Source organism: Enterobacter sp. 302C9 (genome assembly GCF_034106085.1).
In the GTDB taxonomy this organism is placed as follows: domain Bacteria; phylum Pseudomonadota; class Gammaproteobacteria; order Enterobacterales; family Enterobacteriaceae; genus Enterobacter; species Enterobacter asburiae_B.
Window position 1 is genome coordinate 154,232 of the sequence record NZ_JAWNBW010000005.1, and the last position, 12,721, is coordinate 166,952.

Annotated in this window: 11 protein-coding genes and 1 pseudogene; 9 read left to right on the forward strand and 3 right to left on the reverse strand. The window is 55.1% G+C overall.

Annotated elements, in window-relative coordinates:
• Positions 1 to 20: 20 nt before the first annotated feature.
• Entirely contained in the window at positions 21 to 1,451 is a 1,431-nt protein-coding gene (locus tag UR289_RS12285; protein ID WP_320710257.1) for a sodium:alanine symporter family protein, read from the reverse strand.
• Positions 1,452 to 1,713: 262 nt separating this feature from the next.
• Between UR289_RS12285 and tal the strand changes: the two genes are divergently transcribed.
• From tal to UR289_RS12300, 3 genes are all read left to right on the forward strand, one after another.
• Entirely contained in the window at positions 1,714 to 2,667 is a 954-nt protein-coding gene (gene tal / locus UR289_RS12290) for a transaldolase (protein WP_023310342.1), read from the forward strand.
• Positions 2,668 to 2,777: 110 nt separating this feature from the next.
• Positions 2,778 to 3,365 carry a molybdopterin adenylyltransferase gene (mog, locus tag UR289_RS12295; protein WP_023310343.1) on the forward strand — a complete coding sequence of 196 codons (588 nt, stop codon included), beginning with the start codon at positions 2,778 to 2,780 and terminating at the stop codon, positions 3,363 to 3,365.
• A gap of 122 nt (positions 3,366 to 3,487) precedes the next feature.
• On the forward strand, positions 3,488 to 4,810 hold the full coding sequence (locus UR289_RS12300) for an MFS transporter (protein WP_320710260.1): 1,323 nt from the start codon (positions 3,488 to 3,490) through the stop codon (positions 4,808 to 4,810).
• Here UR289_RS12300 and satP read toward each other — a convergent pair.
• A complete protein-coding gene (satP, locus tag UR289_RS12305; protein WP_008502042.1) occupies positions 4,787 to 5,353 on the reverse strand; it encodes an acetate uptake transporter in 567 nt (188 codons plus the stop codon). The genes UR289_RS12300 and satP overlap by 24 nt on opposite strands.
• 296 nt (positions 5,354 to 5,649) lie before the next feature.
• Between satP and dnaK the strand changes: the two genes are divergently transcribed.
• From dnaK to nhaR, 4 genes are all read left to right on the forward strand, one after another.
• Positions 5,650 to 7,563: a molecular chaperone DnaK gene (dnaK, locus tag UR289_RS12310; RefSeq protein ID WP_023310346.1), complete on the forward strand. Its 1,914-nt coding sequence runs from the start codon at positions 5,650 to 5,652 to the stop codon at positions 7,561 to 7,563.
• An 87-nt stretch (positions 7,564 to 7,650) separates the two neighbouring features.
• On the forward strand, positions 7,651 to 8,796 hold the full coding sequence (gene dnaJ / locus UR289_RS12315; protein WP_320710263.1) for a molecular chaperone DnaJ: 1,146 nt from the start codon (positions 7,651 to 7,653) through the stop codon (positions 8,794 to 8,796).
• A 172-nt stretch (positions 8,797 to 8,968) separates the two neighbouring features.
• Positions 8,969 to 10,144 (forward strand): Na+/H+ antiporter NhaA, encoded by a 1,176-nt coding sequence (gene nhaA, locus UR289_RS12320; protein WP_039260856.1) that lies wholly within the window; start codon positions 8,969 to 8,971, stop codon positions 10,142 to 10,144.
• A gap of 58 nt (positions 10,145 to 10,202) precedes the next feature.
• Positions 10,203 to 11,102, forward strand: a complete 900-nt coding sequence (gene nhaR / locus UR289_RS12325; RefSeq protein WP_032660752.1) for a transcriptional activator NhaR — start codon at positions 10,203 to 10,205, stop codon at positions 11,100 to 11,102.
• Positions 11,103 to 11,159: 57 nt separating this feature from the next.
• Here the strand turns inward: nhaR and rpsT are convergent, their stop codons facing one another.
• Positions 11,160 to 11,423 carry a 30S ribosomal protein S20 gene (rpsT, locus tag UR289_RS12330; RefSeq protein WP_003856458.1) on the reverse strand — a complete coding sequence of 88 codons (264 nt, stop codon included), beginning with the start codon at positions 11,421 to 11,423 and terminating at the stop codon, positions 11,160 to 11,162.
• Between the two features lie 101 nt (positions 11,424 to 11,524).
• Between rpsT and UR289_RS12335 the strand changes: the two are divergent.
• Together UR289_RS12335 and ribF are read left to right on the forward strand one after the other, a co-directional pair.
• A pseudogene (locus UR289_RS12335) lies at positions 11,525 to 11,743 on the forward strand (DUF2575 domain-containing protein).
• 7 nt (positions 11,744 to 11,750) lie between these two features.
• Positions 11,751 to 12,677, forward strand: coding sequence for a bifunctional riboflavin kinase/FAD synthetase (ribF, locus tag UR289_RS12340; protein ID WP_023310350.1), 927 nt, complete (start codon positions 11,751 to 11,753; stop codon positions 12,675 to 12,677).
• The last annotated feature ends 44 nt before the right edge of the window (positions 12,678 to 12,721 follow it).

Below are 12,721 nucleotides of genomic sequence, written 5' to 3' on the forward strand. Positions count from 1 at the left end.
CCTGAATTGATCGATAGCTGTTATTGCCGCGGCAAATCATCCCACGTGCCGGGGGCAAGCTGCGCCTTAATATCGGGATAGCGGGCGGGATCAAATACCGGCGGAACGCCGAGTTTGCGCTGACGCAGATAGTCTCTGGCAATCAGGGTCACAACGGGCGAGAGCAGCAGGATAGCGGTGAGGTTCGTGATCGCCATTAGCGCCATAATGATATCGGCCAGCTGCCAGACCAGCGGCATACTGAGGAAGGAGCCAGCGATGATCATCAGAATGACCGCGAGCCGCAGGGCTCCGATTGCGGTACGAGAGTCGAGCTTCAGGAAAATAAGGTTATTTTCGGCGTAGAGGTAATTCACCACAATCGAACTGAAGGCAAACAGTACCAGGACGAGCGAGACAAATCCTGCTCCCCAGCCGCCGGTCAGGTTCACCAGCGCCTGCTGGAGAAGCTGTATCCCGGCGGTTCCTGAGGAGTGCGGGACGGGGCCTGCCAGCAGCAAAATCATGGCGCTGGCGGAGCAGATGATAATGGTATCGGTAAAGACGCCAATCATCTGCACAATGCCCTGTGCGGCCGGGTGCGGCGGCCAGGAAGAGGCGGCCGCGGCCGCGTTGGGGGTTGACCCCATTCCGGCTTCATTGGAGAACATGCCCCGCTGAAAACCCGCCATCAGCGCCTGGCTAAAGGTATAGCCCAGCGCCCCGGAGGCCACCTCGCGCCAGCCAAAAGCGCTTTTGACGATGGTCGCAATCACGCCAGGCACCTGGTCGATATGCAGGGCGGCGACGAACAGGCTCGCGACAACCCAAAGCAGCGCCATAACGGGAACCAGCCACTGCATCAGGCGGGCAACGCCCCTGAAACCGGCAGAAATGGTGAGCAGAACGACGAGGGCTAAAGCAATACCGGCGACCCACTCCGGGCAGGAGAAGGCATAGCGCAGGGCATTGGCGACAGAATTTGCCTGGACGGTATTAAAAATAAGACCGTATGCGAGCAGTAAAAAAAGCGAGAACAGAACGCCCATCCAGCGCATCCCCAAGCCACGCGCCATGTACCACGCGGGACCGCCGCGAAACTGGCCGTTTTTATCTTTCTCTTTATACAGCTGGGCGAGCGAACTTTCGGCAAAGGAGGTGGCCATCCCGAGTAGCGCCGTCACCCACATCCAGAAGACCGCGCCTGGCCCGCCGGCGCTGATTGCCAGCGCAACGCCCGCCAGATTCCCGCTGCCGAGGCGTGCCGCCAGGCTGGTACACAGTGCCTGAAACGACGTTAATCCGCCCGGCTGGGGCGTAACGCTGTTTTTCAGACTTCTGCCAAACTTGCGAATATAACGAAACTGGATAAACCCACTGCGTAGCGTAAACCAAATACCTGCTCCCAGAAGCAGGTAAATCATTATCGAACCCCACAGGACTTCGTTAATAAAGAAAAAGAAATCAGGCATTAACGTCCCTCTTGTTGATGCCAAAGTGAATATGTAAGCGCTACCACTGATTGGGCATGCTGTTGCTTAGCAGCCTGTTAATCTTCCGAGTTTACCATACTCTACCTAAGCGCACTGTCTGCGGTTGCGCTACCCCTCCGTCGTGTTATCATCAGGGCAGACCGGTTACATCCCCCTAACAAGTAAACCTGTCATTTTTCCGCTGCAGGCATGCTGTCGGTAGCGTGAATTATCCAGGGCACGTTAAAAGAGAAACACTATCATGACGGATAAATTGACCTCCCTTCGTCAGTTCACCACTGTCGTAGCTGACACCGGAGATATCGCGGCAATGAAGCTGTACCAGCCGCAGGATGCCACAACTAACCCTTCTCTGATCCTTAACGCCGCACAGATCCCTGAGTATCGCAAACTGATTGACGACGCAGTGACCTGGGCGAAAGCACAGAGCAACGACCGCGCGCAGCAGGTTGTGGATGCCACCGACAAACTGGCAGTGAACATCGGTCTGGAAATCCTGAAGCTGGTTCCTGGCCGTATCTCTACCGAAGTGGATGCACGTCTCTCCTACGACACCGAAGCGTCTATCGCCAAAGCGAAACGCCTGATCAAAATGTACAACGATGCAGGCATCAGCAACGACCGTATCCTGATCAAACTGGCTTCTACCTGGCAGGGTATCCGCGCGGCAGAGCAGCTGGAAAAAGACGGTATCAACTGTAACCTGACCCTGCTGTTCTCCTTCGCCCAGGCGCGTGCATGTGCAGAAGCAGGCGTATACCTGATTTCTCCGTTCGTGGGCCGTATTCTGGACTGGTACAAAGCCAACACCGATAAGAAAGAGTACGCGCCGGCTGAAGATCCAGGCGTGGTTTCTGTTACTGAAATCTACGAATACTACAAACAGCACGGCTATGAGACTGTAGTTATGGGCGCAAGCTTCCGTAACGTCGGTGAAATCATCGAGCTGGCTGGCTGTGACCGCCTGACCATCGCCCCTGCGCTGCTGAAAGAGCTGGCAGAAAGCGAAGGTACCATCGAGCGTAAGCTGTCTTACACCGGTGAAGTGAAAGCGCGCCCAGAGCGCATCACTGAATCCGAGTTTCTGTGGCAGCACAACCAGGATCCAATGGCTGTAGATAAGCTGGCGGACGGTATCCGTAAGTTTGCTGTTGACCAGGGCAAACTGGAAAAAATGATCGGCGACCTGCTGTAATCATTCTGCGTGACCGGGCTCCCGGTCACGCGACTTCTTTCGTACCCTGTCTGAATCTCCTCTCTGCGTGTATCATTCCCTTTAATCAGTACTTTTTGAATGGAATGGATATGAATACCTTACGCATCGGCCTAGTGTCGATTTCTGACCGCGCCTCCAGCGGCGTTTACCAGGATAAAGGCATCCCCGCTCTGGAAGAGTGGCTTGGCAGCGCGCTGACCACCCCCTTTGACATTCAGACCCGCCTGATCCCTGACGAACAGCCGATCATCGAGCAGACGCTCTGCGAGCTGGTGGATGAGATGAGCTGCCACCTTGTTCTGACGACGGGCGGAACCGGCCCCGCGCGCCGCGACGTGACGCCGGACGCAACGCTGGCGATTGCCGATCGTGAAATGCCGGGCTTTGGCGAGCAGATGCGCCAGATAAGTCTACACTTTGTCCCGACGGCCATTCTTTCCCGTCAGGTGGGCGTAATCCGCAAACAGGCATTGATTCTGAACCTGCCGGGGCAGCCGAAGTCGATCAAAGAGACGCTGGAAGGGCTGAAAGCGGAAGATGGCAGCGTCCTCGTTCACGGCATCTTTGCAAGTGTACCGTATTGTATACAGCTCCTTGACGGTCCGTATGTGGAAACCGATGAGAAAGTGGTAGCAGCTTTTCGCCCGAAAAACGCACGTCGCGAAACAATCTCCTGAAATTAACCAATATGTGACATTAGCTGAAGCGGCGATGGCGTGGTAAAGCTTTTACGGTATAGTAATTTTTTCTTTACGATTGCTGTAAAAATAAATCCACAACACACGCATAATGGTTCGCTATGTCACATAACACCCGACCTCTGAATCGACAGGACTACAAAACCCTCACGCTCGCGGCCTTAGGCGGCGCGCTGGAGTTTTACGACTTTATCATCTTCGTCTTCTTCGCCGCCGTGGTGGGAGAGCTCTTCTTCCCGGCGGATATCCCGGAATGGCTGCGCCAGGTGCAAACCTTCGGCATTTTTGCCGCCGGGTATCTGGCGCGTCCGCTGGGCGGCATTATCATGGCCCACTTTGGCGATCTGGTCGGGCGTAAGAAGATGTTTACCCTTAGCATCCTGCTGATGGCCGTGCCGACGCTGGCTATTGGTCTGCTGCCCACCTATGCCTCGATGGGTATTTTCGCTCCGTTGCTGCTGTTGCTGATGCGCGTTCTTCAGGGCGCGGCGATTGGCGGTGAAGTGCCGGGCGCGTGGGTGTTTGTCGCGGAGCATGTTCCGGCGCGCCGCATTGGAATCGCCTGTGGAACCTTAACCGCGGGCTTAACGGTAGGGATTTTGCTCGGTTCCGTCGTCGCGACAATTGTAAACACCAGCATGACGCAGCAGGCCGTGCACGACTGGGGCTGGCGTATTCCGTTCCTGCTGGGCGGCGCGTTTGGTCTGGTCGCGATGTACCTGCGCCGCTGGCTGCAGGAGACGCCGATTTTCCTCGAGATGCAGCAGCGCAAAGCGCTGGCGCAGGAGCTGCCGGTGAAGGCGGTCGTGGTACGTCATAAAAAAGCGGTGGTGGTGTCGATGCTGCTCACCTGGCTGCTTTCGGCGGGCATTGTGGTGGTGATATTGATGTCCCCGGTGTGGCTGCAAAAGCAGTACGGTTTCGCCCCTGCCGTGACGTTACAGGCGAACAGTATCGCGACAATCATGCTCTGCTTTGGCTGTCTGGCCGCCGGGCTGGCGGCAGATCGTTTCGGCGCCAGCGTTACCTTTATCGTCGGCAGCCTGTTACTGGCCGCATCAAGCTGGGCGTTTTACCATCTGGCAGGCAGCCATCCTGAACAGCTGTTCCTGCTGTACGGCGTGGTGGGGCTGTGCGTGGGCGTAGTGGGTGCTGTGCCTTACGTCATGGTGCGAGCTTTCCCGCCGGAAGTACGCTTCACCGGGATCTCATTTTCCTACAACGTGTCGTATGCCATTTTCGGCGGGCTGACGCCGATTGCGGTGACGGTGCTGATGGGTGTTTCGCCGATGGCGCCAGCCTGGTATGTGCTCGCGCTCTCGCTGATGGGGCTGGTATTAGGAATTTGGCTGGGGCAGATGAGGGGATGTCGTGCCCGCGAAGCGGACACGACAGAGGGATCAGTGTTTTTCACCAATCGGTAGAACGGTGCGGTCAAACTGCTCGTTCAGCACTTCACCCATTGCGAGGTAGATAGCGCTTGCGCCGCAAACCAGACCAATCCAGCCTGCAACATGAACGATGCCTTCGTTATCCACCAGGTGACCGATCGCCAGCAGGGCGAACAGCACGGTCAGGCTCAGGAAAACGAACTGCAGCATGCGGTTACCTTTCAGGGTACCGAAGAACATGAACAGGGTGAAGACGCCCCACAGGCCCAGGTAAACGCCCAGGAAGTGGGCGTTTGCCGCGTCTGCCATGCCCATTTTAGGCAGCAGCAGAATGGCAACCAGGGTCAGCCAGAAAGAACCGTAAGAGGTGAAGGCGGTTAAGCCGAAGGTATTGCCTTTCTTATATTCCAGCAGGCCCGCGAAGATTTGCGCGATACCGCCGTAAAAAATGCCCATCGCCAGGATGATGCCATCCATCGGGAACATCCCGATATTGTGCAGGTTCAGCAGGATAGTAGTCATGCCAAAACCCATCAGGCCCAGCGGAGCCGGATTAGCCAACTTAGTGTTGCCCATAAGTCCTCAAAAAAATCATCATTAATATGGTGAAATGGTTAAACCCGCGTCAGTTCTCCCTGACTGGGCGCGGCATCATAATGGGCGCAATCGGTGGCGTCTATGATCTCATCAGGGTGAAATTAAAATTTTTTTTATGCTTGCCCCTTGATGGATGCCGTCGCGACCCCATCTTGTAGTCAACCGCAGTGTGTGGACCTGAAAAAAATCAAATCTGGGCAGTTGAAAAAGCACGTTCTGCCCTTATTACAGGTACACAACCACATGTTGACTGAATTTTTAGTGGAGACGTTTAGATGGGTAAAATTATTGGTATCGACCTGGGTACTACCAACTCTTGTGTAGCGATTATGGATGGCACTACTGCACGCGTGCTGGAGAACGCCGAGGGCGATCGCACCACGCCTTCTATCATTGCTTATACCCAGGATGGTGAAACTCTGGTTGGTCAGCCGGCTAAACGTCAGGCAGTGACAAACCCGCAAAACACCCTGTTTGCGATTAAACGCCTGATCGGCCGCCGCTTCCAGGACGAAGAAGTTCAGCGTGACGTTTCCATCATGCCTTACAAAATCATCGCGGCAGATAACGGCGATGCATGGCTTGATGTGAAAGGCACCAAAACTGCACCACCGCAGATTTCTGCTGAAGTGCTGAAAAAAATGAAGAAAACCGCTGAAGATTATCTGGGTGAACCGGTAACTGAAGCTGTTATTACCGTTCCTGCGTACTTCAACGATGCTCAGCGTCAGGCAACCAAAGATGCTGGCCGTATCGCAGGTCTGGAAGTAAAACGTATCATCAACGAACCAACCGCTGCTGCCCTGGCTTACGGTCTGGATAAAGAAGTTGGCAACCGTACTATCGCGGTTTACGACCTGGGTGGTGGTACTTTCGATATCTCTATTATCGAAATCGACGAAGTTGACGGCGAAAAAACCTTCGAAGTTCTGGCAACCAACGGTGATACCCACCTGGGTGGTGAAGACTTCGATACCCGTCTGATCAACTACCTCGTTGACGAGTTCAAGAAAGATCAGGGCATTGACCTGCGTAACGACCCGCTGGCCATGCAGCGCCTGAAAGAAGCCGCTGAGAAAGCGAAGATCGAACTTTCTTCCGCTCAGCAGACCGACGTGAACTTGCCGTACATCACTGCAGACGCGACCGGTCCTAAACACATGAATATCAAAGTGACCCGTGCGAAACTGGAAAGCCTGGTAGAAGACCTGGTGAACCGTTCAATCGAGCCGCTGAAAGTTGCCCTGCAGGACGCTGGCCTGTCCGTATCCGATATCCAGGACGTTATCCTGGTCGGTGGTCAGACCCGTATGCCAATGGTTCAGAAGAAAGTGGCTGAGTTCTTTGGTAAAGAGCCACGTAAAGACGTTAACCCGGACGAAGCGGTCGCAATCGGCGCTGCGGTTCAGGGTGGCGTACTGACCGGTGAAGTTAAAGACGTACTGCTGCTGGACGTTACCCCGCTGTCTCTGGGTATCGAAACCATGGGCGGTGTGATGACTGCGCTCATCAACAAAAACACCACCATCCCAACGAAACACAGCCAGGTGTTCTCTACCGCTGAAGACAACCAGTCTGCGGTAACCATCCATGTGATTCAGGGTGAGCGTAAGCGTGCGGCGGATAACAAATCTCTGGGTCAGTTCAACCTGGACGGTATTAACCCGGCACCGCGCGGCATGCCGCAGATCGAAGTCACCTTCGACATCGATGCTGACGGTATCCTGCACGTGTCTGCGAAAGACAAAAACAGCGGTAAAGAGCAGAAGATCACCATCAAGGCATCTTCTGGTCTGAACGAAGCGGAAATCGAAAAAATGGTTCGCGATGCCGAAGCTAACGCGGAATCCGACCGTAAGTTCGAAGAGCTGGTTCAGACCCGTAACCAGGGTGACCATCTGCTGCACAGCACCCGTAAGCAGGTTGAAGAAGCAGGCGATAAACTGCCAGCGGAAGACAAGACTGCTATCGAAGCTGCACTGAGCGCGCTGGAATCCTCACTGAAAGGTGAAGATAAAGCGGACATCGAAGCGAAGATGCAGGAACTGGCGCAGGCTTCTCAGAAGCTGATGGAAATCGCTCAGCAGCAGCACGCTCAACAGCAGGCGGGCGCTGACGCTTCGGCGAACAACGCGAAAGACGACGACGTTGTCGACGCTGAGTTCGAAGAAGTTAAAGATAAAAAATAATCGCCCTGATGCAGGGTAATTAATCGGCACGGGCGTAGGAGAACTCTCCACGCCCGTGCTCGCATGTTAAGGGGCTTAAAAAAACCAATGGCAAAGCAAGACTATTACGAGATTTTAGGCGTTCCGAAAACTGCGGAAGAGCGTGAAATCAAAAAGGCGTATAAGCGCCTGGCCATGAAATTCCACCCGGACCGTAACCAGGGTGACAAAGAGGCTGAAGCCAAATTTAAAGAGATCAAAGAAGCCTACGAAGTCCTGACCGATGCACAAAAACGTGCGGCCTATGACCAGTACGGTCATGCAGCCTTTGAACAGGGCGGCATGGGCGGCGGTGGATTCGGTGGCGGCGGCTTTAGCGGCGGCGCTGACTTCAGCGATATCTTTGGCGATGTATTTGGCGACATCTTCGGCGGCGGCCGTGGTCGTCAGCGAGCGGCGCGCGGCGCGGACCTGCGCTACAACATGGAGCTGACGCTGGAAGAGGCCGTTCGCGGCGTAACCAAAGAGATCCGTATCCCGACGCTGGAAGAGTGTGACGTTTGCCACGGCAGCGGCGCGAAAGCGGGCACACAGCCTCAGACCTGTCCAACCTGTCACGGCTCTGGTCAGGTACAGATGCGTCAGGGCTTCTTCGCGGTACAGCAGGCCTGTCCTCACTGTCATGGTCGCGGCACGCTGATTAAAGATCCATGCACCAAATGCCACGGGCACGGTCGCGTTGAGAAAACCAAAACTCTGTCCGTTAAGATCCCGGCTGGCGTCGATACGGGCGACCGCATCCGTCTGGCAGGTGAGGGCGAAGCAGGCGAGCACGGCGCACCGGCAGGCGATCTGTACGTTCAGGTGCAGGTGAAACAGCACGCCATCTTCGAGCGTGAAGGTAATAACCTGTACTGCGAAGTGCCGATCAACTTCGCGATGGCGGCACTCGGTGGCGAAATCGAAGTGCCAACGCTGGACGGTCGCGTGAACCTGAAAGTGCCTGGGGAAACCCAGACCGGCAAGCTGTTCCGCATGCGCGGAAAAGGCGTTAAATCCGTTCGCGGTGGCGCCCAGGGCGACCTGCTGTGCCGCGTCGTCGTGGAAACGCCGGTTGGCCTGAACGACAAGCAGAAACAGCTGCTGAAAGAACTGCAGGAGAGCTTTGGCGGTCCGACGGGTGAGAAAAACAGCCCGCGTTCCAAAAGCTTCTTCGATGGCGTCAAAAAATTCTTCGATGATTTGACCCGTTAATCTGTTAGCTGGTTTTCATCTTCTCAAAGCCCGGAAGCGATTCCGGGCTTTTTTATTTGCGCGTATAGCTCGGTTAAACTGAGTCTATACTCAACATTAATCTGTTTTTGCCGAGCTATTTGGCTTGGTATTATGGTTTTATCGAGGTATTGTTGTAAAAGAGAGAACGTAAATGAAATTACTACACCGTTTCTTTAGCAGTGAGGCGTCCGGTGGCGTGATCCTGATTATTGCCGCAGCGGCCGCGATGGTGCTGGCTAACCTTGGCATCACGCAGGATCTCTACCATGCATTTCTGGAAACGCCCGTTGAGCTGAAGGTCGGGGCGCTGGAAATTAACAAGAACATGCTGCTGTGGATCAACGATGCGCTAATGGCGGTGTTCTTCCTGCTGGTGGGTCTTGAGGTTAAGCGTGAGCTGGTTCTGGGCTCGCTTGCCAGCCGCCAGCGCGCGGCGTTTCCTGTGATCGCAGCCATCGGCGGAATGGTCGTTCCGGCGTTGCTCTTCCTGGCGTTCACCTGGCAGGATCCTGTTGCGCGTGACGGCTGGGCGATCCCGGCCGCGACGGATATCGCCTTTGCGCTCGGTGTCTTAGCCTTGCTCGGTAGCCGCGTGCCGGTGGCCCTGAAAATCTTTCTGATGGCGCTGGCGATCATCGATGACCTGGGCGCCATTGTGATTATCGCGCTGTTCTACACCAGCGATCTGTCGATCCTGTCCCTGAGCGTCGCCGCCGGGGCGATTGCGGTGCTGGCGCTGCTGAACATCTTCAATGTTCGCCGCATCGGTATCTATATCCTGGTGGGGATGGTGCTGTGGACGGCGGTGCTGAAATCCGGCGTGCACGCCACGCTGGCAGGCGTGATTGTGGGCTTCTTCGTGCCGCTAAAACCGCAGGACGGCAAGTCGCCTGCCAAACAGCTGGAGCACGTGTTGCACCCTTGGGTTGCCTTTATGATCCTGCCGCTGTTTGCGTTTGCCAACGCGGGCGTTTCCCTCGGCGGCGTGACGCTGGACGGGCTGACCTCAGTGCTGCCGCTGGGCATTATTGCCGGGCTGTTTATCGGTAAGCCGCTGGGCATTAGCCTCTTCTGCTGGCTGGCGACGAAGCTGAAGCTGGCGTCATTGCCGCATGGCACCACGTTTTCGCAAATTATGGCCGTCGGCGTGCTGTGTGGAATTGGGTTTACGATGTCGATCTTTATTTCGACGCTGGCGTTTGGTACGCATGCGCCTGAGCTTATCGTCTGGGCTAAACTCGGCATTCTCATCGGGTCATTACTGGCCGCGGTAATCGGTTATACCTTGTTGAAGGTGAAGTTATCCGGACAGGCCGTCCAGGCATAACGGAACACCGGGAGGAGGTAATCCTTCTCCCGATACACACTCAGGGAGAGAAGACGCGATGTCTCATTTAAATTACAACCATCTGTACTACTTCTGGCACGTCTACAAACAGGGCTCGGTGGTGGGGGCGGCAGAGGCGCTCTACCTGACGCCGCAAACCATCACCGGGCAAATCAAGGCCCTGGAAGAGCGTCTGCAGGGGAAGCTGTTCAAGCGTAAGGGGCGTGGGATTGAACCCAGCGAACTGGGTGAACTGGTGTTCCGCTATGCGGACAAAATGTTCACCCTGAGCCAGGAGATGCTGGATATCGTCAACTACCGCAAAGAGTCGAACCTGCTCTTTGACGTTGGCGTGGCGGATGCGCTGTCCAAGCGGCTGGTGAGCGGCGTGCTGGATGCGGCGGTAGTTGAAGACGAGCAAATTCACCTGCGCTGCTTTGAATCCACCCACGAGATGCTGCTGGAACAGCTGAGCCAGCACAAGCTGGATATGATTATCTCGGACTGCCCGATTGACTCCACCCAGCAGGAAGGGCTGTTCTCGGTGAAGATTGGCGAATGTGGCGTGAGCTTCTGGTGTATCAACCCGCCGCCGGAGAAACCCTTCCCGGCCTGCCTGGAAGAGCGTCGCCTGCTGGTGCCTGGGCGACGCTCAATGCTCGGACGCAAGCTGCTGAACTGGTTTAATTCGCAGGGGCTTAAGGTAGAAATCCTCGGTGAGTTCGACGATGCGGCGCTGATGAAAGCCTTTGGCGAAGCGCATAATGCGATCTTCGTTGCGCCGACGCTGTACGCGCACGATCTCTATTCGGACGACAAGATTACGGAGATAGGCAGAGTGGATAACGTGATGGAGGAGTACCACGCCATATTTGCCGAAAGAATGATTCAGCACCCGGCGGTGCAGCGAATCTGCAACCGTGACTACTCGGCGCTGTTTACGCCACCGGCAATCTGAAGGCATAAAAAAACCCGCGTTAAGCGGGTTCTTTAAACAAGCAACAACAAGTAGCGATTAAGCCAGTTTGTTGATCTGCGCGGTCAGGTTTGCTTTATGACGCGCTGCTTTGTTTTTGTGGATCAGACCTTTAGCAGCCTGACGATCCACGATTGGTTGCATTTCGTTAAATGCGTTCTGCGCTGCAGCTTTGTCGCCTGCTTCGATTGCTGCGTATACTTTCTTGATGAAAGTACGCATCATAGAGCGACGGCTTGCGTTGTGCTTACGAGCCTTTTCAGACTGAACGGCACGTTTCTTAGCTGATTTGATATTAGCCAAGTCCAACTCCCAAATATGTTCTATGTGGACAATTCAAAGGCCGAGGAATATGCCCTCTTTGCCTTCTTTTGTCAATGGATTTGTGCAAATAAGCGCCGTTAATTAGCGACGCTACGTTACGTAGTGATGGCGCAGGATTCTACCAGCTTGTCTTCCCTGAATACAGCCTTTCGGCATAAAAATCGCAGTTCAAGAGCAGATTTTTTCGCTGCGAAAGGTCAGCCTGATGAAATCATTACGGCTTTCTGTTTTGCGCGAACAATCGCCGGTTAACCTTAACCGCTGTACAAGGTATACTTTGGCGATTTTCACTGTTTTGAGCCAGACATGAAGCTGATACGCGGCATACATAATCTCAGCAGCGCGCCACACGGGTGCGTGCTGACTATTGGTAATTTCGACGGCGTGCATCGTGGTCATCAGGCGCTGTTGCAGGGATTGCGGAAAGAAGGGGAGGCCCGTGGCCTGCCCGTTGTAGTGATGATTTTCGAGCCGCAGCCGCTGGAATTGTTCGCGGGCGATAAATCTCCCGCCCGACTCACTCGCCTGCGCGAGAAATTGCGCTATCTGGCGGAGTCCGGCGTGGACTATGTATTGTGTTTACGTTTCGATCGTCGCTTTGCCGCGCTGACAGCACAAAATTTCGTCAGCGACCTGCTGGTTAAGCGTCTTGGCGTACAGTTTCTTGCCGTGGGCGATGATTTCCGCTTTGGCGCTGGTCGTCAGGGCGATTTCTTGCTATTACAGAAGGCTGGTCTGGAGTATGGATTTGACGTCACCAGCGCGATGACCTTCTGCGAAGGCGGCGTGCGCGTCAGCAGCACGGCGGTGCGTCAGGCGCTGGCTAATGATGACCTGGACACGGCAGAAACCCTGCTGGGGCATCCGTTCACCATCTCTGGCCGCGTGGTCCATGGCGATGCGCTGGGCCGCACGATAGGCTTCCCGACGGCGAATATACCGCTGCGTCGTCAGGTTTCCCCGGTTAAAGGGGTGTATGCGGTGGAAGTGGCAGGACTGGGCGATAAGCCGTTCTACGGCGTCGCCAACATTGGTACGCGTCCGACCGTCGCCGGTGTGCGTCAACAGTTAGAAGTGCACCTGCTGGACGTTGTAATGGACCTCTATGGTCGCCATATAGATGTGATACTGCGTAAAAAAATACGCAACGAGCAGCGATTTGGTTCGCTGGATGAACTAAAAGCGCAAATTGCGCGAGATGAATTGACGGCCCGCGAGTTTTTTGGGCTTTGAACCCGGCTTAACTGCCTACGTGATAAATACGGAACCGAGAATCT

What these genes read in the sequence shown, in the direction of transcription:
- mog (WP_023310343.1), top strand. Translation starts at nt 2,778, where the DNA reads ATGAATACCTTACGCATCGGCCTAGTGTCGATTTCTGACCGCGCCTCC.
- satP (WP_008502042.1), bottom strand. Translation starts at nt 5,353, where the DNA reads ATGGGCAACACTAAGTTGGCTAATCCGGCTCCGCTGGGCCTGATGGGT.
- dnaK (WP_023310346.1), top strand. Translation starts at nt 5,650, where the DNA reads ATGGGTAAAATTATTGGTATCGACCTGGGTACTACCAACTCTTGTGTA.
- nhaR (WP_032660752.1), top strand. Translation starts at nt 10,203, where the DNA reads ATGTCTCATTTAAATTACAACCATCTGTACTACTTCTGGCACGTCTAC.
- UR289_RS12285 (WP_320710257.1), bottom strand. Translation starts at nt 1,451, where the DNA reads ATGCCTGATTTCTTTTTCTTTATTAACGAAGTCCTGTGGGGTTCGATA.
- nhaA (WP_039260856.1), top strand. Translation starts at nt 8,969, where the DNA reads ATGAAATTACTACACCGTTTCTTTAGCAGTGAGGCGTCCGGTGGCGTG.
- tal (WP_023310342.1), top strand. Translation starts at nt 1,714, where the DNA reads ATGACGGATAAATTGACCTCCCTTCGTCAGTTCACCACTGTCGTAGCT.
- dnaJ (WP_320710263.1), top strand. Translation starts at nt 7,651, where the DNA reads ATGGCAAAGCAAGACTATTACGAGATTTTAGGCGTTCCGAAAACTGCG.
- UR289_RS12300 (WP_320710260.1), top strand. Translation starts at nt 3,488, where the DNA reads ATGTCACATAACACCCGACCTCTGAATCGACAGGACTACAAAACCCTC.
- ribF (WP_023310350.1), top strand. Translation starts at nt 11,751, where the DNA reads ATGAAGCTGATACGCGGCATACATAATCTCAGCAGCGCGCCACACGGG.